Origin of the sequence: Nocardioides sp. NPDC057577, from assembly GCF_042801335.1 — a bacterium.
Taxonomy (GTDB): Bacteria; Actinomycetota; Actinomycetes; order Propionibacteriales; family Nocardioidaceae; genus Nocardioides.
In genome coordinates, this window is the sequence record NZ_JBHVGB010000092.1 from 1 (window position 1) to 21,828 (window position 21,828).

Annotated in this window: 21 protein-coding genes and 1 tRNA gene; 10 read left to right on the top strand and 12 right to left on the bottom strand. The window is 68.6% G+C overall.

Features of this window, described 5'->3' with window-relative positions; translation table 11 throughout:
• Nucleotides 1-148: 148 nt before the first annotated feature.
• Both ACFU7D_RS17880 and ACFU7D_RS17885 read left to right on the top strand, forming a co-directional pair.
• Nucleotides 149-730, top strand: a complete 582-nt coding sequence (locus ACFU7D_RS17880; RefSeq protein ID WP_378869463.1) for a toxin-antitoxin system HicB family antitoxin — start codon at nucleotides 149-151, stop codon at nucleotides 728-730.
• Between the two features lie 80 nt (nucleotides 731-810).
• Nucleotides 811-1,572, top strand: coding sequence for a DUF4097 domain-containing protein (locus ACFU7D_RS17885; protein WP_378728315.1), 762 nt, complete (start codon nucleotides 811-813; stop codon nucleotides 1,570-1,572).
• Between the two features lie 14 nt (nucleotides 1,573-1,586).
• Here the strand turns inward: ACFU7D_RS17885 and ACFU7D_RS17890 are convergent, their stop codons facing one another.
• The 9 genes from ACFU7D_RS17890 to ACFU7D_RS17930 form a co-directional block, all read right to left on the bottom strand.
• Nucleotides 1,587-1,868 (bottom strand): hypothetical protein, encoded by a 282-nt coding sequence (locus ACFU7D_RS17890; RefSeq protein WP_378728314.1) that lies wholly within the window; start codon nucleotides 1,866-1,868, stop codon nucleotides 1,587-1,589.
• Between the two features lie 10 nt (nucleotides 1,869-1,878).
• On the bottom strand, nucleotides 1,879-3,609 hold the full coding sequence (locus ACFU7D_RS17895; RefSeq protein ID WP_378728317.1) for a sodium:solute symporter family protein: 1,731 nt from the start codon (nucleotides 3,607-3,609) through the stop codon (nucleotides 1,879-1,881).
• An 83-nt stretch (nucleotides 3,610-3,692) separates the two neighbouring features.
• The gene (locus ACFU7D_RS17900; RefSeq protein ID WP_378869468.1) at nucleotides 3,693-4,616 is read right to left on the bottom strand and encodes a siderophore-interacting protein; all 924 of its coding nucleotides are present in this window, start codon (nucleotides 4,614-4,616) and stop codon (nucleotides 3,693-3,695) included.
• Between the two features lies 1 nt (nucleotide 4,617).
• A complete protein-coding gene (locus ACFU7D_RS17905) occupies nucleotides 4,618-5,433 on the bottom strand; it encodes an ABC transporter ATP-binding protein (RefSeq protein WP_378869471.1) in 816 nt (271 codons plus the stop codon).
• Between the two features lie 16 nt (nucleotides 5,434-5,449).
• The gene (locus ACFU7D_RS17910; RefSeq protein ID WP_378869474.1) at nucleotides 5,450-6,478 is read right to left on the bottom strand and encodes a FecCD family ABC transporter permease; all 1,029 of its coding nucleotides are present in this window, start codon (nucleotides 6,476-6,478) and stop codon (nucleotides 5,450-5,452) included.
• The gene (locus tag ACFU7D_RS17915) at nucleotides 6,475-7,428 is read right to left on the bottom strand and encodes a FecCD family ABC transporter permease (protein ID WP_378728310.1); all 954 of its coding nucleotides are present in this window, start codon (nucleotides 7,426-7,428) and stop codon (nucleotides 6,475-6,477) included. Before ACFU7D_RS17915 ends, ACFU7D_RS17910 begins: the two co-directional genes overlap by 4 nt.
• Before the next feature lie 74 nt (nucleotides 7,429-7,502).
• Nucleotides 7,503-8,534, bottom strand: coding sequence for an iron-siderophore ABC transporter substrate-binding protein (locus tag ACFU7D_RS17920; protein ID WP_378869476.1), 1,032 nt, complete (start codon nucleotides 8,532-8,534; stop codon nucleotides 7,503-7,505).
• 103 nt (nucleotides 8,535-8,637) lie between these two features.
• On the bottom strand, nucleotides 8,638-9,240 hold the full coding sequence (locus ACFU7D_RS17925; RefSeq protein ID WP_378869479.1) for a DNA-3-methyladenine glycosylase I: 603 nt from the start codon (nucleotides 9,238-9,240) through the stop codon (nucleotides 8,638-8,640).
• A gap of 37 nt (nucleotides 9,241-9,277) precedes the next feature.
• A complete protein-coding gene (locus tag ACFU7D_RS17930) occupies nucleotides 9,278-9,781 on the bottom strand; it encodes a DNA-binding protein (RefSeq protein WP_378869481.1) in 504 nt (167 codons plus the stop codon).
• Nucleotides 9,782-9,860: 79 nt separating this feature from the next.
• On the opposite strand from ACFU7D_RS17930, the gene ACFU7D_RS17935 reads away from it, so the two are divergent.
• Complete coding sequence (locus tag ACFU7D_RS17935; RefSeq protein WP_378869484.1) at nucleotides 9,861-11,816, top strand: VWA domain-containing protein; 1,956 nt, start codon at nucleotides 9,861-9,863, stop codon at nucleotides 11,814-11,816.
• On the opposite strand, the gene ACFU7D_RS17940 is transcribed toward ACFU7D_RS17935, so the two are convergent.
• Nucleotides 11,813-12,784 (bottom strand): serine/threonine-protein kinase, encoded by a 972-nt coding sequence (locus tag ACFU7D_RS17940; RefSeq protein WP_378869486.1) that lies wholly within the window; start codon nucleotides 12,782-12,784, stop codon nucleotides 11,813-11,815. The genes ACFU7D_RS17935 and ACFU7D_RS17940 overlap by 4 nt on opposite strands.
• 7 nt (nucleotides 12,785-12,791) lie before the next feature.
• Nucleotides 12,792-13,367 (bottom strand): dCTP deaminase, encoded by a 576-nt coding sequence (dcd, locus tag ACFU7D_RS17945; RefSeq protein WP_045547715.1) that lies wholly within the window; start codon nucleotides 13,365-13,367, stop codon nucleotides 12,792-12,794.
• A 142-nt stretch (nucleotides 13,368-13,509) separates the two neighbouring features.
• Between dcd and ACFU7D_RS17950 the strand changes: the two genes are divergently transcribed.
• From ACFU7D_RS17950 to ACFU7D_RS17970, 5 genes are all read left to right on the top strand, one after another.
• Complete coding sequence (locus ACFU7D_RS17950; RefSeq protein WP_378869489.1) at nucleotides 13,510-14,301, top strand: SGNH/GDSL hydrolase family protein; 792 nt, start codon at nucleotides 13,510-13,512, stop codon at nucleotides 14,299-14,301.
• A gap of 50 nt (nucleotides 14,302-14,351) precedes the next feature.
• Nucleotides 14,352-14,427 (top strand) — tRNA-Gly (locus tag ACFU7D_RS17955).
• A 1,009-nt stretch (nucleotides 14,428-15,436) separates the two neighbouring features.
• Nucleotides 15,437-16,813 (top strand): adenylosuccinate lyase family protein, encoded by a 1,377-nt coding sequence (locus ACFU7D_RS17960; protein WP_378869491.1) that lies wholly within the window; start codon nucleotides 15,437-15,439, stop codon nucleotides 16,811-16,813.
• Nucleotides 16,814-17,001: 188 nt separating this feature from the next.
• Nucleotides 17,002-17,325, top strand: coding sequence for a hypothetical protein (locus ACFU7D_RS17965; protein WP_378869494.1), 324 nt, complete (start codon nucleotides 17,002-17,004; stop codon nucleotides 17,323-17,325).
• A gap of 25 nt (nucleotides 17,326-17,350) precedes the next feature.
• The gene (locus ACFU7D_RS17970; protein WP_378869497.1) at nucleotides 17,351-17,983 is read left to right on the top strand and encodes a DUF2461 domain-containing protein; all 633 of its coding nucleotides are present in this window, start codon (nucleotides 17,351-17,353) and stop codon (nucleotides 17,981-17,983) included.
• Nucleotides 17,984-18,072: 89 nt separating this feature from the next.
• On the opposite strand, the gene ACFU7D_RS17975 is transcribed toward ACFU7D_RS17970, so the two are convergent.
• Nucleotides 18,073-18,525, bottom strand: coding sequence for a nuclear transport factor 2 family protein (locus ACFU7D_RS17975; RefSeq protein ID WP_378869499.1), 453 nt, complete (start codon nucleotides 18,523-18,525; stop codon nucleotides 18,073-18,075).
• Nucleotides 18,526-18,597: 72 nt separating this feature from the next.
• Between ACFU7D_RS17975 and ACFU7D_RS17980 the strand changes: the two genes are divergently transcribed.
• Both ACFU7D_RS17980 and ACFU7D_RS17985 read left to right on the top strand, forming a co-directional pair.
• Nucleotides 18,598-19,842: an MFS transporter gene (locus tag ACFU7D_RS17980; protein WP_378869502.1), complete on the top strand. Its 1,245-nt coding sequence runs from the start codon at nucleotides 18,598-18,600 to the stop codon at nucleotides 19,840-19,842.
• A 116-nt stretch (nucleotides 19,843-19,958) separates the two neighbouring features.
• Nucleotides 19,959-21,812: an acyl-CoA dehydrogenase gene (locus ACFU7D_RS17985; RefSeq protein ID WP_378728300.1), complete on the top strand. Its 1,854-nt coding sequence runs from the start codon at nucleotides 19,959-19,961 to the stop codon at nucleotides 21,810-21,812.
• Nucleotides 21,813-21,828 lie beyond the last annotated feature (16 nt).

Below are 21,828 nucleotides of genomic sequence, written 5' to 3' on the forward strand. Positions count from 1 at the left end.
CGCGTCGGTCGAGATGGCACCACCGTGCCCACTCGACCGGCGCGCGTGACGTTTCGGCCGTCCTACCTGACGCCTCGGCCGGGGGTTGACATCACGTGATGTCAGATCGGGGTTGTGTTGACGTCACAGTGATGTCATAGTGGTGCGTATGGACATCACGCCGTACATCGACAGCCTGCGACGGGACCTGCTGGCCGCGGCCGAGGCATCAGGGCCGGAGGCCAGGGAGACCGCGGAGCGGCTCACCTACGCGCTCGACCCGGCCGCTCGGCTGGCGGTGATGGAGGCGGTGAGCCAGGCAGCCGCTGAGATCACGGCAGAGCTGCCGGCGGGCAATGTGGACGTACGTCTGCGAGGGCGCGACCTGGAGTTCGGGGTGACGCTTCCCGAGCCCGCCGAGCCGGTTCCTCCGATGCCACCGACACCGCCCGCTCCCCCGGCTCCTCCGGCCCCGCCGGAGCCGGAGGGCGACGACGCCCTCGCCCGGGTGACCCTCCGCATCCCGGAGTCGCTCAAGGCGAAGGCCGAGGAGGCTGCGGCCGTGGCCGGTCAGTCGCTCAACACCTGGCTCATCGGCGCGGTGCGCGCGGCGACCCGCGAGAACGCGGTCAACGTCGACGTCGACCTCTCCGCGATCCCACACATCGTCAACGAAGCGATGAGCAGCTTCGATCCGTTCCGCGGGAACAACCGCGGCAGGTCCGACCGCCGGATGACCGGCTGGCTCTGACCTGAACTGACCCGAAGACACAACAACGGACGGCCGCCCGGCCGGTCCGGTAGATCACCACACCCTTCAGGAGCACCATCATGAGCACGTACACCTTCATGTCCACCGCCCCCGCCAAGCTGTTCGTCGAGTTCGGCAAGGGCAATCTCGAGGTCCACGCGACTGACACGGACGAGACGGTCGTCGAGGTCGACGGCGATGATGCCGAGAGTCTCGTCGTCGAGCAGAGCGGCGACACGATCAACATCATCGACCCGCACAAGGGCCCGTTCAACCGCTCACGGCGCTACGACATCAGTGTGACGGTCCCCGTCCGCAGCCAGCTGCGAGCCCGCACCGGGACCGCCGACATCGCCACCCAAGGAGTCCTCCTGGCAGCGTGGGTCCAGACCGGGTCGGGCGACATTCGGATCGACCGGGTCACCGAGGAGTTCCAGGTCGAGTCCGGCTCGGGGGACATCGAGGCCGACACCCTCGACGGGCGCGCCTCGATCAAGTCCGGATCCGGCGACATCCGGATCGGTACGGTTCACGACCTGCACACCAAGACGGGCTCCGGCAGCGTGGAGATCGACGAGGTCGAGGGCGACGTGAGCCACTCGACCGGCGCCGGCGACTTCGCGATCCACTCGGTCGGCGCGGGCCGGATCTCGGTGAAGGGAGCCTCCTCCGACGTACGCATCGGGATCCCGAACGGCACCCCGGTCTGGACCGACGTCAACACGGTGACCGGCCGGTGCACCAGCACTGTCCAGAGCGCTGGCGCACCGGCCGCGGGTGAGCCCTATGTCGAGCTCCGCACCACCACCGTGAGTGGTGACATCACCCTCATCGGACTCTGAGCCCGGGAGGAGGGCTACTTCTCGTGGCCAGGGTGAGGAGCGTCCGGCACGACCGGCCGCAGCACCCCCCAGGTGATGAAGGCGCCCCCGACGACGAGCAGGGCGATGCCCGCCCAGAGGTTGGCGTTGGGCCCGCCGGTCTTGTCGACCTCGGGGTCGCCGAACAGGCCCATCAGCAGCAGGATGACGCCGTAGACCGCGAGCAGGGACCCGATCACGTTGCGGATGTCGAAGAGCGACAGCAGCGTGCCGAGAAATCCCTTGCTGGCTGTGGCCTTGTTGGCTTCGTTGGACATCTCAGCCTCCTCAGAAGATCGCGTTCAGGATAGTGACCATGACCAGCGCCAGACCTGCCAGAGGCACCGGACGCTGCCACCACGGACGACCGGCGTCCTCCGGGTCCACCAGGTCCTCCCTCGGTGTCTCGGAATAGACCAGACCCTTCAGAGAGCCTTCCGGCTTCGGCTTGGTCACCAGCGAGACCAGCACGCTGACGATGATGTCGACACCGAACGCCACACCGGCAGCCACGAACGACGCGCCCTGACCGGACAGCGGCAGGACGCCGACGGAGAGTCCGCCGAGCGTGCCGTCGGCGAGAATGCCGACGCCGACCGCAGCCAAGGTGCCGGAGACGAGACCCGCCCAACCGGCGGTCGCGGTCATCCGCTTCCAGAACATACCCAGGATGAACGTCGCGAACAGCGGAGCGTTGAAGAACCCGAACAGGGTCTGCAGGTAGTCCATGATGTTGGAGAAGCTGGACGCCAGGACAGCGGTGAAGATCGCGATGGCCGTCGCCGCAACGGTCGCCCAACGGCCGAGCTTCACGTAGAAGTCGTCCGGGCGGTCCTTGATGATGTACTCCTGGACGATGTCGAAGGACACCACCGTGTTGAAGGCGGAGACGTTGGCCGCCATACCGGCCATGAACGCCGCCAGCAGACCGGTGATCGCCAGGCCGAGCAGACCGTTGGGCAACACCTCTGCCATCAAGTAGAGCAGCGAGTCGTTGTAGGTCACCCCTTCACCCGAGGCACCACCGGCGATCGACTCCCCCGCCTTGGTCTGTGCGATCTCGGTGACCAGGACCGCCGCGATCATGCCGGGGAGAATGGTGATGAACGGGATGAACATCTTCGGGTACGCACCGATGATCGGCGTCTTGCGGGCGGCGCTGATCGAGTTGGCGGCCATCGCTCGCTGGACCTCGACGAAGTTGGTCGTCCAGTAGCCGAAGGAGAGCACGAAGCCGAGACCGAACACGATGCCGACGACCGAGAGGAAGTCGGAGGAGAAGCCGGTCAGAGCGGTGCCGGGCCAGGAGTTGAGCTGGTCGGCGGCGGGCGCGATGGTGTCGGGGTTGGCGGCCGCGGCCTTCTCGATCTTCGAGGTCAGACCGTCCCAGCCGCCCACCCGGTGGAGACCCAGGATGGTCAGCGGCAGCAGTCCGGCGACGATCACGAAGAACTGCAGGACCTCGTTGTAGATCGCGGCCTTCAGACCACCGAGGGTGATGTAGGACAGCACGATCACCGCGGCCACGATCAGCGCCACCCACAGCGGCCAGCCGAGCAGCGCGTGCACGATGGCGCCGAGCAGGTAGAGGTTGATACCGGCGATGAGCAGCTGCGCGATCGCGAACGAGAGCGCGTTGACCAGATGGGCACCGGTGCCGAAACGGCGCTTCATGAACTCGGGGACCGAGCGCACCTTCGAGCCGTAGTAGAAGGGCATCATCACGACGCCCAGGAACAGCATGGCCGGAATGGCGCCGATCCAGAAGTAGTGGACGGTGGGCAGCCCGACCTGCGCGCCGGTTGCCGACATCCCCATGATCTCGACGGCACCGAGGTTTGCTGAGATGAAGGCGAGGCCGGTGACCCACGCGGGCAGGGACCTACCCGAGAGGAAGAAGTCCACCGAGCTCGACATGCCACGGCTGGCCAGGAAGCCGATGCCGAGAACGAACGCGAAGTAGATGGCGATCAGAAGGTAATCAACTGCATTGGCCTGGATCAGGGTGTCCGCGGCCAGGATGCTTCCTTGCATTCCACGACCCTTCTAGGTTGATTGAGTACGTCAACCTAACCACGTCAAACAGACAAAACCGCGCTGGGTCACCCCTTCATCGACACGCCTTCTCGCCAGTAGCCCATGAAGGCAACCTGCTTGCGCGGCATCTCGAGCTCGTTGACCAGATGACGGCGCAGTGCGGTGACCATCCGGGACTCCCCGGCGATCCAGGCGTAGCGCCCGTCCTCGCCGTTGCCAGCACCGTTCGCGGAGTTGTCGGGGCCAGTGACCTCCTCGCCGGAGGAGGAGTAGTCCGGGGTCTCCCACAGGTCCGGGTCCTCGACCTCGACCGAGGTCACGTCCTCGGGCGTCGCCTCGAAGCCGAGCAGCCCGCCGACGGCAGCCAGGGACGGACCACCCACGGGCGCACCCTCGCGCGGGAGCCAGCTGACCTGCAGCCCGTCAGGCGCAGACACCTGCTGTACGTCATCAGCCGCCGGCACCTCCAGGAAAGCCGATCCGGTGGCGTCCGCCGGCAGCGACTCGAGGATCGAGACGATCGCCGGGACGGCCGTCTCGTCGCCGACCAGAAGCAGCCGGGTCGCGTCACCAGGAAGCCACTCGATCCCGCCGTAGGGCTCGCCCAGCTTGGGTCCGGCGACCAGGATCTCGTCGCCCGGCTTCGCCGCGCCGGCCCAGTCGGAGCCGGGACCGTGCGCGCCGGGGTGGAGCACGAAGTCGACGTACAGACGCTTCTCGATGCCTTCGCCCTCGACCGAGCGGATCGTGTAGGTGCGCATCCGCGGGCGCTCGTCCTCGGGGAGGGCGAGCCATTCGGTGTACCAGTCCTCCGCCGAGAGCTCGGGCAGCACGCCCGGGGTGGCCGGGAAGAGGAGCTTGATGCGCTGGTCGAGGCTCGGGCCGTCGTTGCCGAAGTCGGCCAGGTCGTCGCCGGCCAGCTCGATCCGGGCGAAGGACGGGGAGAGGCGCTCGACGGAGCGCACCGAGACGCGGGCGAGGATGGGCATGTCAGGCTCCTTGTGCGTGGGGGTGAGCGGCGGGTCGGTGGTGGCGTCCGATGGGGACGACCAGCGGTGTGCCCGAGACGGGGTCCGAGATGACCTGGGCCTCCAGGCCGAAAACCTTCTCGACGGAGTCGGCGGTGACCACCTCGGCGGGGTCACCGGTGGCGGCGATCCTGCCGCCGCTCATGGCGATCAGGTGGTCGGCGTAGCGGGCGGCAAGGTTGAGGTCGTGGAGCACCATCACGACGGTCGTGCCACGGGTCTCACGGAGGCCATGGAGCAGGTCGAGGAGGTCGATCTGGTGGGCGACGTCGAGGAACGTGGTCGGCTCGTCGAGGAGCAGCAGATCTGTCTGCTGGGCGAGCGCCATCGCCACCCAGACCCGCTGCCGCTGGCCACCGGAGAGCTCGTCGACGATCCGGTCGGCGAGGTCGAGCGTGTTGGTCAGCTCGAGCGCCTCGGCGACAGCCGCGTCGTCCTCGGGCGACCAGCGCTGCAGCGCACCGCGGTGGGGCTGACGTCCGCGGCCGACCAGGTCGACGACCGTGATCCCCTCGGGCGCGATCGGCGACTGGGGCATCAGGCCGAGCGTCTTGGCGACGGCCCGGGTCGGCTGCTTGTGGACCGCCTTGCCGTCGAGGACCACCTGCCCCGAGATCGGGCGGAGCAACCGCGCCATCCCGCGCAGCAGGGTCGACTTCCCACAGCCGTTGGCGCCCACGATCACGGTGGTCAGACCGTCGGGGATCTCCAGGGAGACCTCGTCGACGATCGGCTCCGCGCCGTAGCCGAGGCTCACACTCTCCGCAGCGAGTCTCATCTGGGCCTCTTTCATGTCATCGCCTTCCGGCCCGCCCGCTGGCGAGCAACCACAACAGGAACGGCGCCCCGAACGCACCGGTGACGACACCGACCGGGAGGTTGGTGCCGGGGAATCCATAGGCCGCGACGTAGTCGGCCCCGACCACCACGACCGCGCCGACCAGCGCGGCACCGAGGATCGTCGTACGCCCGCCGTTGAGGACCCGGGCGATCGGCCCGGCGACGAACGCGACGAACGCGACCGGCCCGGTCGCGGCGACCGCCAGCGCGCACAGCAGCACGGCGAGGAGGAGCAGCAGGTCGGCGTAGCGGTGGGTGACGCCGAGCGCGTTGGCGACGTCGGGACCGAGCTCGAGCACCCGCTGCGACTTCACCGTCCAGGCGACCAGCGGGAGCAGGATCACCAGGGCGACGAGCAGGATCCGGATCGTCGGCCAGGAGGCCGAGTTGAGGCTGCCGGTCATCCAGCGCAGCGCGAGCTGGGCGTCGTACTCGTTGGCGCGGGTGAAGAGGTACTGGATCACGGCGACCAGACCGGCGGCAGCGGTGACGCCGACGAGCACCAGCCGGTAGCCGCCGTCGCTGCCGGCCACCAGCCGGATGGCGACGGCGGTGAGCACCGCACCGATGATCCCGGCGAGCGAGAGCGCCGAGCCGTTCAGCGAGAGGACCACGATCGCGAAGACCGCCGCCGCGCTCGCCCCGAGCGAGATGCCGAGCATGTCGGGGCTGGCCAGCGGGTTGCGCAAGGTCGACTGGAAGATCGCGCCGGCGGTGCCGAAGGCGACTCCGGCCAGTACGCCCAGGACCGCCCGCGGCAGCTTCGACTCCATCAGGATGAAGGTCGCGCCGGGGATCTCCTCGCCGCCGAGGATCCGGAAGAAGTCCGGCAGCGTGATGATGTAGTCGCCGCCGAGCACGCGGAGCGTGAACAGCCCGAACAGGACCGCGCCCAGGCCACCGGCCACCAGGAGGAGCCGCCGCTGCGGGATGCGCCGGGCGCTGCGTACGACCGCCGTGGGGTTGATCGACTGCACGCTCATAGACCGGCCATCCGTCCGCGGCGAAGGAAGAAGATGAAGACGGGTACGCCGATGACGGCCGTCATCACGCCGACCTGGATCTCCGAGGGCGGCCAGATGACCCGGCCGACCACGTCCGCCAAGAGGGTGAGGGCGGCGCCGAAGCCCGCCGAGAGAGGGAGCACGCGGGTGTAGGCCGAGCCGACCATGACCCGGACCATGTGGGGGACGATCAGGCCGATGAAGCCGATCGGCCCGCACAGCGCGGTGGCGGTGCCGGTGAGGAGCACGACACCGAGGCCGATGACGGCGCGGTCGATGCCGGTGCGACGCCCGAGCCCGCGCGCGAGGTCGTCGCCGAGAGCGAGCGTGTCGAGGGTGCGGGCGCCGGCCAGGGTCAGCAGCGCGCCGACGGCCAGGAACGGCAGGCCGGTCAGGACCATGTCCCAGCCGCGGCCACCGATGGTGCCGACCTGCCAGAGCCGGATCACGTCGAAGGTGGCCTTGTCGGTGAGCAGGACGGCGGTGGTCCACGAGGTGACGCCGGCCGCGAGCGCGGCACCGGCGAGGACGAGCTTGGCCGGGGTCGCGCCGCCGGAGCCGAAGGAGGCGACCGTGTGCACGAGAATCGCGGCGATCGCGGCGCCGGCGAAGCCGAACCAGAGGTACGCGTTGAGCGAGCCGATGCCGAAGACCGAGACCGCCAGCACCATCGCGAACGTGGCCCCGGAGTTGAGCCCGAGGAGCCCCGGGTCGGCCAGCGGGTTGCGGGTCAGGCCCTGCAGGCAGGCGCCGGAGAGCGCCAGCGCGGCGCCGGCCATCAGCCCGAGGACGGTGCGCGGCATCCGGGTCTCCAGGATGCCTTGGCCGACACTGCCGTCACGCCACAGATCGAGCGGGGAGACGAGCTTCGCGCCGATCAGCATCGAGGCGACCACGGCGACCAGGAGGACACCGGCGAGCAGGATCACGACTCGAACCATCGACGACCGACCCCGACCGCGCGGATCCGCGGCCGGGGCTCGGTCGAGCGTCCTCGTGAGGGTCACTGACCCTCGAGAGCCTTGACGATGCCCGGGACGAACTCATCGATGGCGTAGGGCACCGACAGCGGCGTCGGGGTGCCTGCGGCGAGCGAGGCGACGTTGTCGGTCGAGGCCCACATGTGACCGGCCTTGATCGCGGGGACCTGGCCGACCAGCTTGTCCTTGGCGTACGTCTCGGAGTCCGTGTCCTCGACCGCGTAGGTGAACAGGAAGTCGGAGTCGAGCTCGCTGGCCTTCTCCGCGGAGACCTGGGCGAAGAACTCGCCCTTCTTGGTGTTCTCCACGACGACCGGCGCGTTCTCCATGCCGAGGTCGGAGAGGAAGTCCGGGCGAGCGTCCTCGGTCGTGTAGAACGGGATCTGGGAGAGGTCGGCGGTGGCCAGCGCGGCCCAGATAAAGGTCTTGCCCTGGATCTCCGGGGTGTCCGTCTTGACGTCCTCGTAGAGCTTCTGGGTGTCGGCCTCGACCTCGTCGGCCAGCTTGTTGCGGCCGGTGGCCTTGCCGACCATGTCGAGGGAGTCCTCCCACGCGGTCGCCCACGGCTGGTCCGGGTAGGCGACGACCGGCGCGATCTCGGAGAGCTTCTTGTACTCCTCCTCGGTGATGCCCGAGTAGGTCGCAAGGATCAGGTCGGGGGTCTGCTTGGCGACCTCGTCGACCGGGATGGCGTCGGTCTGGTCGAGGATCGCCGGCATGTCGGCGTCGAGCTCCTCGAGCTTCTCGTCGAACCAAGGCGTGGTGCCATCCTCGTCACCGCCCCAGGTCACCTTGGGGATGCTGACGGGCACGACGCCCAGCGAGAGGAGCATGTCGGCGTCGTTGACACCGACGACGGAGATGCGCTTCGGCTCCTCCTCGATCTTGGTCTCGCCGAAGGCGTGCTCGATGGTCACCGGGAAGGCGCCCGAGTCGGCCTTCGAGGTGGACTCCTGGCCGGAGTCGGCCGAGTCGGTGGAGCCCGTGCTGCAGGCAGCCAGGCCGGAGACAGCGAGCGCGGTGCTCACTGCGATGAGTACGGGACGACGGATCACGTGGACCACCTCGGGTTAGGCAATGCTTAGTTAGGACAGCCTAAACACATTACCGTTTCAACGAGGTATCGGCCCCCAAGGTTTGGGACGACGCGGCGGACGGTCAGGGCCTGACGAACGCCCTCCGCTCGGCCTCGACCCGGTCCCGGATCACGCAGTCGAGCGAGTGGTCGTTGACGATCCCCATCGACTGCATGAACGCGTACATCGTCGTCGGCCCGACGAACTTCCAGCCCCGCTTCTTGAGGTCCTTGGAGAGCCCGACCGACGCCGGCGAGGTCGCCACCACCTCCGGGACCATCAGCGGCTCGGGCTCGAAGCCCCAGACGTACGCAGCCAGCGACCCCTGCTCCTCGACGAGCTCGACCGCCCGCCGGGCGTTGTTGATCGACGCCTCGATCTTGCCGCGGTGGCGGATGATCCTGGCGTCCTGCAGGAGCCGCTCGACGTCGCCCTCGTCGAACTCGGCCACCTGGTGGAAGTCGAAGCCCGAGAAGACCTCCCGGAACGCGGGTCGCTTGTTGAGGATCGTGCGCCACGAGAGCCCGCTCTGGAACCCCTCCAGGCAGATCTTCTCGAAGAGCCGTACGTCACCGCCGGCCGGAAACCCCCACTCGGTGTCGTGGTAGTCCAGGAACTCCGGCGCCCCACCCGCCCACGCGCAACGCGTCTGACCATCGGCCGCCAGGAACGGTGTCTCACTCATCCAACCGACCCTAGCCGCGACCACCGACAAGCCCCTTTCAGAGGAGGTGTCGGATTGAGGCGAAGTGGGTGCGGATCTCCTCGTCGGTCCCGGAGCCGTAGATCTCGAGCACCTCGGCCAGGCCGGGGGCGACCTCACGGAGGGCATCGACGGCCTGCTGGAGCTCGCGACCGGAGGCCACCGCGCGCAGCACCCCACGCACCGCCGCGCCACCCTCGACGGACACCGCGCGGGAGGCGGTGGTCAGCTCCGCGGACAGCTCCCGGATCTCGTCGAGCCGCTCGTTGACCTGGGAGGTGGTGAGGTCACCGGCGTTGGCGCCGAGGTCGATCAGCGCGTGCAGGCGCCCCAGCGCGATCGGGTTGGCGATCTTGACCCGCTGCCCGGTCATCAGGTGCGACAGCATCGCCGGACTCAGACCGAGGACCTTGGCGGTCGTTGCCTGGGTGAGGCCCAGCGGAGCGGTCGCGCGGCGCACCAAGTCGCCGAGCGGCTCACCGTACAGCTCGCGCTGCTGCTGGATGTTCTCCTCGACGCCCATGCAGGCAATCTACACACGTAGATACGACGTTTGCAAATGTACTTGCGGCGTATACGTTAGTGAACATAAGGTGCAGCTCATGCGGATAAGACTTGTGATCGCCACCGGCCTCGCCGGCGTCCTCACCGCGGCCGTGGCCGGCACCGGTGCCGCCCCTGCTGCCGCCGAGGAGCAGAACCAGGGGACGTACGGCCGGATGATCCTCGTCCTCGACTCCTCCGGCTCGATGAAGGAGCCGGCTGGCGGGGGCGCCACGAAGATCCAGGCGGCCAAGCAGGCACTCGGCACCGTGATCGACGGCCTGCCCGAGAGCGCGGACGTGGGCATGCGGGTGTTCGGAGCGAAGGTGTTCGGACGCAAGCAGAAGGGCGCATGCGAGGACACCCAGCTGGTCGTCGAGCCTGGCACCGGCAACCGCGACGACCTGAGGTCGGCGGTGAGCGGCTACAAGCCCTACGGCGAGACCCCGATCCCGGTCGCCCTGAAGCGCGCCGCCGAGGACATCGGCTCCGAGGGCAAGCGGTCGATCGTCCTCGTCTCCGACGGCGAGTCGACCTGCGGCGACCCCTGTCCGGCCGCGCAGGCGATCGCCGAGCAGGGCATCGACCTGCAGATCGACGTCGTCGGCCTCTCCGTCTCCGGCAAGGCCCGCAAGCAGCTGGAGTGCATCGCAGACAAGGGCAACGGCACCTACTACGACGCCGACGACGCCGAGGGCATCGGCGAGTCGATCTCGGGCGCGTCCGAGCGGGCGCTGCGGCCGTTCGAGTTCACCGGCACGCCGGTGAAGGGCACCCCCGACGTAGCCGGCGCGCCCCTGGTGAGGACGGGGCAGTACCTGGACACCATCCAGACCCGCGACCAGCGCTACTACCGCTTCGAGCGCACCGCCCCCGGCACCACCGTGCACCTCGGCCTGATCTTCGAGGGCGAGTCCGAGGACCTCGTCAGCAACCTGAGCCCCCAGATCAGCGTCGAGGGCGAGAACGGCGACCTCACCCAGTGCCGCTGGACGGTGGTGCAGAGCGGGACGTACGGCGACGGCAGCCGGCTGATCTTCGGCTCCACCCACAGCGCGGACACCGACCCCGAGGACGTGTGCAACACCGCCGACGAGCTGATCCTGAGCACGGCGCCGGGCAGCGGCGACGCCGGCGCCATCGCCGGGAAGCCGGTTCAGCTGATGGTCTACGAGGAGCCCCCGGTCAGCGCGGCCGCGCTCGACGCCCTGCCTCCCCAGCCCGAGAAGCCGACCTGGACCGACCTGACACCGGGCGAGCCGACGACCGACCTGGTCCCCGGCAGCGCGATCGCCAACGCGCCGATCGTCGAGGACGGCACGTACTCCTTCGACATCAACCCGGGCGAGAACCAGGTCATCGGCGTCCCCGTCGGCTGGGGCCAGCACCTGCAGGCCCAGTTCGACGCCCGGATGACCGACGCGATCCGCAGCGAGTGGGGAGTCGGCGCGGGCGTCGAGCTCGACGTCATCGGACCGCTCGGCGGCGACGCCACGGTCGACCTGAGCAGCAAGGCGCCGAAGAGCTGGTGCGACCCGGGCCTGCTCCAGAACTGCGCGGACGCCTGGCGCACCGGCACCGTCTCCAACGTCGTCGCCTACCGCAACCGCTTCGCCAACGCCGACGCGGAGGCCTCGACCGGGCTGCCGGGCGTCCACTACGTCCGGATCCAGTATGGCCTCGACGAGAACATCAACGTGCCCTACACCCTCACCATCAAGACCGTCGGCGAGGACGGCGCGGGCGAGCCCGACTACGAGAAGGTCTCCGGGCTCACGGCACCGACCGCCGACCTCAACCTGAACTCCGGCTCCGGCTCCGGCGCCGAGGAGTCCGAGGGCTCCCAGGGCTCCGGTGAGGAGGCGAGCAACGCTTCCGGGACCGGCAAGGGCGAGAGCGGCGCGAAGAGCTCCGGCGACACCCTCGAGCTGGTCGCCGGCATCGGCGGGACCGGCCTCGGGATCGCCGCGCTCGCCGCCGCGGCGGTGCTGCTGATCCGGAGGCGGCGCGCCTAGATCAGCAGGAAGGCCCCGCCTGCCAGCAGCAGCACCCCGGCGAGCACCAGCACGACGATCGGCCACAGCGGCCGGTCGTCATGCTGTTTCGTACGCCGCACCGCGGTCCTGTCTCTGGCACCCCGGGCATCCCGGGGCGTCGGCGGAGGGGGCGGAGGCGGCGGCGAGGTCCGCCCGGTGGCGTACTGGTCCAGGACCTCGGCCTCGCCCGGCTCCCAGCGCCGCGCGGGCACGGCCTGAGCGAGCAGCTGGCGGAACTCCGCGGCGGACTGCGGCCGGGCGGCGCGGTCCGAGCCGACCGCCCGGAGCAGCAGCCGGCCCAGCGGGGTCGGCGGGACGTACGCAGGGTCGTGCGGTGGCCTCACCCCGGTGAGCAGGTGCAGGCCGGTGACGGCGGTGGCATAGAGGTCGTCGCGCGGATCCGGGTCGCTGCCCTGGTCGGGCGCCATGTAACCAGGCGTACCGATCATCACGTTGGCCTCGGTGAGCCGCGGCTGGTCGGTCGGGACGGCCACCCCGAAGTCGGAGAGTCGCACGTGCGGGACGCCCGCGCCGGTGACCTCCAGCAGCAGGTTGCCCGGCTTCACGTCGCGGTGCACCACACCGGCGGCATGCACCGCCTCGAGACCCGAGAGGGTCTGGTCGAGGATCGCGACGACCCACTGCTCGGAGAGCGCGCCGTAGTCGCCCACCAGCATCGCGACCGAGCCGCCGCGGAGCAGCGGCATCGTGAACAGCACGTTGTCGTCCTCACCAGCCCAGCCGAGCGGGGTGACGACGTGCGGGTGGTGGATCCGGGTGGCCTGCTCGCGGATGAACCGGAGTAAGGAGGAGGCGTCGCGCTGGCGCAGCAGCTTGGCGGCCTTGATGTCGCCCTCGCGGCGGTCCTGGACCTGCCAGACCTCGCCCATGCCTCCCTCCGCGATGGGCTCCAGCAGCTCGTAGCGCCCCGCGAAGACCTCACCCACCCGACGCTCAGATCTTGGTGCGGTGGAAGCTCTGGAAGCTGCGCGAGGCGGTCGGGCCGCGCTGGCCCTGGTAGCGGCTCCCGTACTTCTCGCTGCCATAGGGGTTCTGGGCCGGCGAGGTGAGCCTGAAGAAGCAGTACTGACCGATCTTCATCCCCGGGTAGAGCTTGATCGGAAGCGTCGCGACGTTGGCCAGCTCGAGCGTCACATGGCCGGAGAAGCCCGGGTCGACGAAGCCGGCGGTGGCGTGGGTGAGCAGCCCGAGGCGCCCCAGCGAGCTCTTGCCCTCCACGCGCGCCGCGATGTCGTCGGGCAGGCTGACGGTCTCGTACGTCGACCCGAGCACGAACTCACCCGGGTGCAGGATGAACGGCTCGTCGCCCTCGGTCTCGATCTGCCGGGTGAGCTCGGACTGGTCCACGGCCGGGTCGATCGTGGCGTACTTGTGGTTGTCGAAGACCCGGAAGAACCGATCCAGACGTACGTCGACGGACGACGGCTGCAGCATCGACTCGTCCCAGGGGTCGATAACGATCCGCCCGTCGTTGATCTCGGTCAGGATGTCCTTGTCGCTCAGCAGCACGAGGCAAACCTAACGCAGCCGGGCGCTGTGTACTGCTCCTGCGTTGCCGCTGGCAGCGTCTCTGGAATCACCCCTACCCCATGCGTCACAGATTCAGCGCCGGAGTCGTACGTCCCGGGGTAAACCCGATTGAATCGGAGCCATGGCACTGGATGCGCTGATCCCCGGCGGCTATCGCCGGTACGTCGCGCTGGGCGACTCCTTCACCGAGGGCGTCGGCGACACCGACGTACGTCGCCCGAACGGCGTACGCGGCTGGGCCGATCGGGTCGCCGAGGTGATGGCCGAGCGGACCCCCGAGTTCACCTATGCCAACCTCGCCGTCCGCGGCCGCGGGATCGACCGGATCGTCAAGGAGCAGGTCGGGCGGGCGATCACGCTCGAGCCGGACGTGGTGACGATCTACGGCGGGTCGGTCGACCTGATGTGGCCACATGTAAACATCGATGACCTGCTCGCCACCTACGAGTCGGCGATCGGCGACCTGACCGAGACCGGCGCGAAGGTGCTCGTGTTCACCGCCTACGGCGCGCGGTCGACCACCGTCGGGCGACTGCTCCGCGGACGCTTCGCGGTCTACAACGAGGCGGTGCGCGAGATCGCGCAGCGGCGGGGAGCCACGCTGGTCGACTTCTGGCGGATGACCGAGTACGACGACGCCGGCTACTGGGACGGCCACGGCTTCCTGGGCGCCCCCGGCCACCAGCTGATGGCGATCAAGGTCCTCGACACCCTCGGCGTACGCCACCACCTGCCCACCCCGAAACCACTGGTCGTCGTCGAGGAACCGGGCCCCAATGGCCTGGTCGGTCCCATCCGCGAGGTCCGGCGGCTGGCCGCCCGCGCGCTCCCCTGGGCCGTACGCCGCATGCTCCGTGGCCCGGCAGGCGAGGGGCTGTCGGCCCGCTATCCCCGGATGACGCGACTTTCCTGAACCGGTTTCACACCTGGCCGGGTGTGTGAGGTAACATCCTGGTCGCACCTGCGGACGTAGCTCAGTTGGTAGAGCGCAACCTTCCCAAGGTTGATGTCGCGAGTTCGAATCTCGTCGTCCGCTCCACGTTCCATCCCAGGTCAGCCCGCACTTTCGTCGTCATCGTCGGCAGTGCGGGTTTCTGTTTGGGCTCAGATGCCCCCAGGAAGGCGGCCTCCGGGAGCGTGCCGCCTGGCGGCCGGTCCCCCTACGTGCCGCGCAAAACGAAGGAGAGCGCCCAGTCCGTAGACCAAGCGCTCACTCCCCAGGGCCAGCAACTAGAACCGCAATCACTCGCGGAGGACGCTGATCCTCACTCACGAGCCACGCCAGTTCTTCGGCACGACGACGGCGGGGGTCCGTGCACCGTGCGCTCTCCGGCCCTTCGCCAGCAGACCCACACTCCAGCCCGCCAACTAGACCGCGATCCCGAGTCGGTGCCCGAGACCGCCGGGCCACCAACGGCGCAATTCGTGGTGTCAATCGCCACGCAGGAGAGAGTCACCCTGACTGCTCCGTTGGCGCAATTACGGTAACCAGCCATGCGCCGAGTAATGCATGTGACACCGACCACTCCGCGAAATCCAGACGATCCCGGCTCCAGACTCGGCCGACGACGAGGGGGAGGTAGGCGCGGCTGCCGATAGGGACACTCCCCGCGTCGCTACTACGGTGGATGGTGTTGGGCAGCGTGGGGGCAAGCCCCCAGACCCCCGCCAAGGTGGCCAGGTGCCGGACATGGGCAACGCTCCGCCCCCGCGATACGGACACTCGCACGTGCCCCCAGGATGCCCCCGATACTCTTGGCCAGGCCGATCATTGCCATGAAGAACAGCACGAAATCCCGGTCCACGGAAGCACGAACGAGTGGCTGTGGGGTGGGCTAATCTGATTCCCAAGGTTGATGTCGCGAGTTTCGAATCTCGTCGTCCGCTCCATGGAATCGGGCCGTGCCTTATGGCACGGCCTGTTTCGGTTCACTTGCACGATCCAAGTGACGCAGCACACGATCGCGGGTGTTTGCAGGTTGCGTCCATTAAGATTGGGTTTCTGTTTTCCAATCATTGTGTGAACGACACGTAAAGGATCACGCGCCATGCCCGCGGGCTCGAGCAGCCGATTCACCGACGGACGAGTCCCCGACCACGGCATCGGAGATCTGTTCACCTATGAGGCGCGTCTCCAGGCACGACTCGACGTCGAGGCGGCCCTGGCCGAGGCCGAAGCGGCCGTGAAGGTGATCCCCGCGGAGGCCGGCGAAGCGATCGCCGAGGCCGCCGATCTGGACAAGCTCGACCTGGACCGCATCGAGAAGGCCACCGCCGAGCACAGCCACCCGCTGACCCCGCTGGTCGAGGAGCTCTGCCGGGTCGTCGGCGCGAAGCACGGCGGCTGGGTCCACTGGGGCGCCACCACGCAGAACATCACCCAGACCGCCGACCTGATCCTGCTGCGCCAGGCGCACGACAAGATCCTCGACCTTCTCGGCGATCTGCTGCGCTCGCTGTCGAAGGTCGCCGAGGCCGGCGCCGAGGTGCCGATGCCGGGGCGTACGCACTCCCAGCACGCGGTCCCGATCACCTTCGGCTTCAAGGTCGCCATCTGGATCGACGAGATCGCCGCCCACGTCGACCGGCTCCGGTCCGTCGAGGACCGCGTCTTCCGTCTCCTGATGGGTGGGGCCGCGGGGACGATGGCCTCCTTCGGCACCCACGCTCGCGCCATCGAGACCGAGACGGCTTCCCGGCTCGACATGGGCTCGATGCCCGTGCCCTCGCGCGCGATCAACGACGGCATGGTCGAGTGGGTCTCGATCCTGGGGATGCTCGGTGGCACTGCCGGCAAGATCGGCAAGGACGTCTACTCGATGATGCAGCCCGAGTTCGGCGAGGCCTTCGAGCCGATCCCCGAGGGCACCATCGGCTCCTCGACGATGCCCCACAAGCGCAACCCGCAACTGACGCTCGACGTGATCACCTCCGCCACCCAGCTGCGTGGGCTCGTCGCCCCGGCGATGGAGTCGATGCTCCACGACCACGAGGCCAACGGTGCGATGACCGGCATCCTGGAGGACGCGGTCGCGCAGGCCTCTCGCCTGGCCGGGGACGTACTGGCTCGGCTGGTCGTCATCTTCACCGGGCTGACCTTCGACGAGGACCGGATGCGCGCCAACCTGGCCCTCTCCGGCGGGCTGATCGGCTCCGAGTCGCTGATGCTCGAGCTCGGCGAGCGGATCGGCCGCCAGGTCGCCCACGACGTCGTCTTCGAGCTGGCCCAGCGCGCCGCGGTCGAGGAGCTCGACTTCGCCTCGCTCCTCGCCGACTCCCCCGAGGTCTCGGAGCACTTCACCCGCGGCGAGATCGCCGGTCTGCTCGACCCTTCCCGCCACCTCGGCGAGTCCGCCAACATCGCCCGCGCCATGGCCGAGCACGCCCGCCGGGTCGCCGACACCATCCAGATCCCGAGCGTCTGACGCGCCTGCGCGGACGCCGATAGGCTGCGTACGTGGCCTTGGCGAACCTTCATGAAGTCGAATGGGAGACCGGCCGAGGCGGTCGACTCCAGCGGATCCTCGCCGTACCCACCGGACTGACAGCACTTGCCCTGATCCCTCTGGGAGTGCTGACCGCCCTGGAAACCAGTCCATGGGGATGGCTGTGGATGCTCCTCGTCATCCCTGGAGCGCTCATCATGGCCGGGCTCACCTCGAACATGTGGGATGCGCCCGCTCGCGCAGACGTCGCTCGGCGACTCCTCCAGGACGGAACCACACATACGGCCATGGTGGTCGGCTACGAGGACCACTCCGACGAGAGCACGACCTACTCGTTGCATCTGGAGGTTCGCACACCGGAGGGCGTGCATCTCGTGCGCCATTACTGCTCCAGCTCGCTGTGCACGCATGCCGCAGACGGCCGCGCCGACGCGAATGTTCGGGTCGTGCTCGACAACTCCACCGGTGCCTGGATGGTCCGCCATGACTGAAACCCACGAGCCCTAGACTTACTGGGTGACTTTCGAAGGTTTCCCCGTGGCAGCGCTCGACTTCTACGACGACCTCGAGGTCGACAACACCAAGTCGTTCTGGGAAGCCCACAAGCACGTCTACAAGGAGTCCGTCCTCGCGCCGATGAAGGCGCTCACCGACGAGCTCGCCGAGGAGTTCGGCAGCGCCAAGATCTTCCGGCCCTATCGCGACGTACGTTTCTCGAAGGACAAGCTCCCCTACAAGACCCACCAGGGAGCCTTCGTGGCCGTGGCGCCTCAGACGGGCTACTACGTCGAGGTCTCGCCCCGCGGCATCCGCACCGGTGGCGGCTGCTACTGGTTCGAGCCACCCCGGCTCGCCGCCTTCCGTGACGCCATCGTCCACGACCACTACGGCGCTGACCTGGAGAAACGCCTCGCGGTCGCGGAGAAGAAGGGCTACGAGGTCACCGGCGACCGCCTCAAGACCGCCCCGCGCGGCTTCGCCAAGGACCACCCCAAGATCGAGCTTCTCCGCCACAAGTCCATCCACCTCGGCCGCACCATCGGCTTCGAGCCGATCATCCACACCCCCGACCTCGTCGGCGAGGTGAAGAAGGACTGGCGAGCCGTACGTCCCCTGGTCGAGTGGATCGCCGAGCACGCGGTGGCGTGAGGCGGCTGGCCTACCCATACGAGTTGGTCCCAGACGTACGAGCCCATTACCGACTGGTAGAAGGGCGGGAACGTCTGGGACCAACTCGATCAGGCGGAGGTGAAGCTCGCCATCGTGCGGTCGGGCTCCCAGAAGGCCTTCATGGAAGCGATGCGGCCCTCGTCGTTGACGGTGTAGACCATGATCAGGTCGGTGGTGGTGTAGCTGCCGTCGGGGAAGCTGGTCTTGATCTTGCCGATGTTGGCGCAGGTGTTGCCCTCGGGGTTGGCGAAGGAGTCGTTGATCTCGAACTCGAAGGTGTGGACCGAGGCGATCGCCTTCTCCCAGAACGCCTTGAGCCCCTCGTGGCCGTGGTGGCCCTTGCCCTCGGGGTCGAACATCGACGGCCCGACCGGGTCCTCGAGCACGCAGTCCTCGGCGTAGATCGTCAGCCACTCGTCGAGGTCGCCCTTGGCGACGGCGGCATAGGAGCGCTGGCCGGCCGTACGTGCGGGGTGGTCGTCGTCGGGGGCGTTCCAGGTGATGGCGTCGGAGGTGATCATGCAGGCGATCGTACGCCGAAACTGAAACGTGTTCTACCTGATCACCGAGTCCCTCCCGGATAGGGTCGGCGGGTGACCGTCACGGAGGCCGATCGAAGGACGGCCGCACCGGGGCGGGACTTCAACCGCCTCTGGCTGGCGACGGCCACGAGCCAGGCGGGATCGACCATCGCCTACGGCGCGCTGCCGCTGGTCGCGGTGCTGGTCCTCGGCTCCTCGACGTTCCAGGTGTCGCTGCTGGCGGCGCTGTCCGGGTTCGCGGCCGCAGCGGCGGGAGTGCGGCTCGGGCCATGGATCGAGTATCGCCACAAGCGGCCGACGATGGTCGGCACCGACCTGATCCGGTTCGCGGCGATGCTCAGCATCCCGGCGGCCGGGCTCCTGGACCTGCTCACCTACGCGCACCTGTGCGTCGTCGGTGTCGTCGCGGCGACCTGCGAGCTCGCCTTCACCGCAGCCTCGGGCGCCCACCTGAAGGCGCTGGTCGAGCCGGAGGCCCGGCTGGCCGCGACCAGCCGCCTGGAGACGACCTTCTGGACGACCTTCACCGCGGGCCCGCCGATCGGCGGGGCTCTCGTCTCCGCGTTCGGGCCGACACTGACCGTTCTCGTCGACGCGGCGACCTACCTGCTCTCCGCGCTCGGCATCCGCTCGATCCGTACGCCGGAACCGCAGCCGCCGACGAGGGAGCCGCAGCACTGGCGGGGCGAGGTGACCGCCGGCTGGCGCTACATCCTCGCCCGGCGCGACCTGCGCTCGCTCTTCCTCAACGCGGCCCTCTTCGGCTCGTGCGTGATCGCCACCAGCCCGCTGCAGACCGTGCTGACGCTGCGGGAGCTCGGCATGGAACCGTGGATGTACGGCGTCGCGATGGGCCTGCCCTGCCTCGGCGGCATCATCGGCGCCATGTCCGCACCCCGCCTCACGAACAGACTCGGCGAGCGCGCCGTGCTGCTCGGGTCCGGGGTCGCGCGGACCCTGTGGACCATCCCGATCGCCCTCACCCCGGGTGGCGCGGCCGGGTTCATCTGGTTCACCGCCGCGAACTTCGGGCTGATCCTCTGCGCCGGCGTCTTCAACCCGACCTTCGCCACCTACCGGATGCGCGAGACCGCCGACGACCACATGTCGCGGGTGCAGGCGGCGTGGTCGATCACCATGAAGGTCGCCCAGCCGGTCGGGGTCCTGGCGGCCGGGGCGCTGGCCGCGGCGACGAGCCCGCGGATCGCGATCGCGGCGGCCGGAGGCGTACTTCTGCTCTCCTCAGGGCTGCTTCCCTGGCGCTCTGCTGTGACGAAGACCCCTACCCATCAGTAGCCCCGGGCTTGCCACCCCTCCGACGCATGCCTATTCTTAATGTTACCCGCCAGTAGTCCGCGCCGACCGGCGCTCCCGCAACTGGTACATCCGACAAAGGTTATGAAGGTGGATCAGTGAGCCACTACAAGAGCAATCTCCGCGACATCGAGTTCAACCTGTTCGAGGTCTTCGGCACCGACAAGGTTCTCGGCACCGGTCCCTTCGCGGACCTGGACGTCGACACCGCGAAGGAGATCCTCGCCGAGGTCGAGCGTCTTTCGCGCGAGGACCTCGCCGAGTCGTTCGTCGAGGCCGACCGCAACCCGCCGGTCTTCGACCCCAAGACCAACACCGCGCCGGTCCCGGCCGCGTTCAAGAAGTCCTACGACGCGTGGATGGATTCGGGCTTCTGGAGCCTGCACACTCCCGAGGAGATCGGCGGCCAGGTGGCCCCGAACTCGCTGGTCTGGGCGACCGCCGAGATGCTGCTCGGGGCGAACCCGGCGATCTGGATGTACGCCGCCGGCCCGTTCTTCTCGAAGGTCGTCTTCGAGAACGGCAACGACCGCGACAAGCAGATCGCCAAGATCATGGTCGAGCGCCTCTGGGGCTCCACGATGGTGCTGACCGAGCCCGACGCGGGCTCCGACGTCGGCGCCGGCAAGACCTTCGCCACGCCCAACGAGGACGGCTCCTGGAACATCACCGGCGTCAAGCGCTTCATCACCAGCGCCGAGTCGGACCTGCAGGAGAACATCATGCACCTCGTCCTCGCCCGCCCGAAGGGCGTCGAGGGCGTCGGCGGCCCGGGCACCAAGGGCCTCTCCCTCTTCCTCGTGCCGAAGTTCCACTTCGACCACGAGACCGGTGAGCTCACCGGCGAGCGCAACGGCGCGTACGTCACCAACGTCGAGCACAAGATGGGCATCAAGGTGTCCAACACCTGCGAGCTCACCTTCGGCGACCCGCAGGTCGGCGGCGGCGAGGCCGCCCAGGGCTGGCTGCTCGGCGAGGTGCACGACGGCATCCGCCAGATGTTCGACGTCATCGAGAACGCTCGGATGATGGTCGGCACCAAGGCCATCGCGACCCTCTCGACCGGCTACCTGAACGCGCTCGAGTACGCCAAGACCCGCGTCCAGGGCGCCGACCTCGTCGCCGCCGGCAAGACGGACCCGCGCGTCACGATCACCCACCACCCCGACGTACGCCGCTCGCTGCTGGTGCAGAAGTCGTTCGCCGAGGGCATGCGCGCGCTGGTCTACTACACGACCTCGTGGCAGGAGAAGGTCGTCCTCACCGAGGACGGCTCCGACGAGAACAAGCTGGCCGCCGCGGTCAACGACCTGCTGCTGCCGATCGTCAAGGGCTACGGCTCCGAGCGCGCCTGGGTGCTGCTCGGCACCGAGTCGCTGCAGACCTTCGGCGGGTCGGGCTTCCTGCAGGAGTACCCGATCGAGCAGTACGTCCGCGACGCCAAGATCGACTCGATCTACGAGGGCACCACCGCGATCCAGGGCCAGGACTTCTTCTTCCGCAAGATCGTGAAGAACCAGGGCGCCGCGCTCGGCCAGATCGCCGGCGAGATCCAGGCCTTCCTCGACAACGAGGGCTCCGCCGAGCTCAAGGAGTCGCGCGCCCTGCTCGCGACCGCGCTCGAGGACGTCAACGCGATCGTCGGGCACATGTTCAACGACCTGATGGCCTCGCAGGAGGAGATCAGCAACATCTACAAGGTCGCCCAGAACACCTCGCGCCTGCTGCTCGCCGTCGGCGACGTCGTGGTCTCGTGGCTGCTGCTGCGCCAGGCCGAGATCGCCCTCGCTGCCCTGGCCGGCGACGCCGGCAAGGACACGGACTTCTACACCGGCAAGGTCGCCGCCGCGAAGTTCTTCGCCTCCTACAACCTGCCCAAGCTGACCGCTGAGCGGGCGATCGCCGAGGCGATCGACAACTCGATCATGGATCTGCCCGAGTCGGCCTTCTGATTCTCAGGTCCTGATC

Excerpts from the sequence above, each read along its gene's own strand:
- ACFU7D_RS17880 (WP_378869463.1), top strand. The coding sequence starts at position 149 with ATGGACATCACGCCGTACATCGACAGCCTGCGACGGGACCTGCTGGCC.
- ACFU7D_RS17885 (WP_378728315.1), top strand. The coding sequence starts at position 811 with ATGAGCACGTACACCTTCATGTCCACCGCCCCCGCCAAGCTGTTCGTC.
- ACFU7D_RS17890 (WP_378728314.1), bottom strand. The coding sequence starts at position 1,868 with ATGTCCAACGAAGCCAACAAGGCCACAGCCAGCAAGGGATTTCTCGGC.
- ACFU7D_RS17900 (WP_378869468.1), bottom strand. The coding sequence starts at position 4,616 with ATGCCCATCCTCGCCCGCGTCTCGGTGCGCTCCGTCGAGCGCCTCTCC.
- ACFU7D_RS17905 (WP_378869471.1), bottom strand. The coding sequence starts at position 5,433 with ATGAGACTCGCTGCGGAGAGTGTGAGCCTCGGCTACGGCGCGGAGCCG.
- ACFU7D_RS17910 (WP_378869474.1), bottom strand. The coding sequence starts at position 6,478 with ATGAGCGTGCAGTCGATCAACCCCACGGCGGTCGTACGCAGCGCCCGG.
- ACFU7D_RS17925 (WP_378869479.1), bottom strand. The coding sequence starts at position 9,240 with ATGAGTGAGACACCGTTCCTGGCGGCCGATGGTCAGACGCGTTGCGCG.
- ACFU7D_RS17930 (WP_378869481.1), bottom strand. The coding sequence starts at position 9,781 with ATGGGCGTCGAGGAGAACATCCAGCAGCAGCGCGAGCTGTACGGTGAG.
- ACFU7D_RS17935 (WP_378869484.1), top strand. The coding sequence starts at position 9,861 with ATGCGGATAAGACTTGTGATCGCCACCGGCCTCGCCGGCGTCCTCACC.
- ACFU7D_RS17950 (WP_378869489.1), top strand. The coding sequence starts at position 13,510 with ATGGCACTGGATGCGCTGATCCCCGGCGGCTATCGCCGGTACGTCGCG.
- ACFU7D_RS17960 (WP_378869491.1), top strand. The coding sequence starts at position 15,437 with ATGCCCGCGGGCTCGAGCAGCCGATTCACCGACGGACGAGTCCCCGAC.
- ACFU7D_RS17965 (WP_378869494.1), top strand. The coding sequence starts at position 17,002 with ATGCTCCTCGTCATCCCTGGAGCGCTCATCATGGCCGGGCTCACCTCG.
- ACFU7D_RS17975 (WP_378869499.1), bottom strand. The coding sequence starts at position 18,525 with ATGATCACCTCCGACGCCATCACCTGGAACGCCCCCGACGACGACCAC.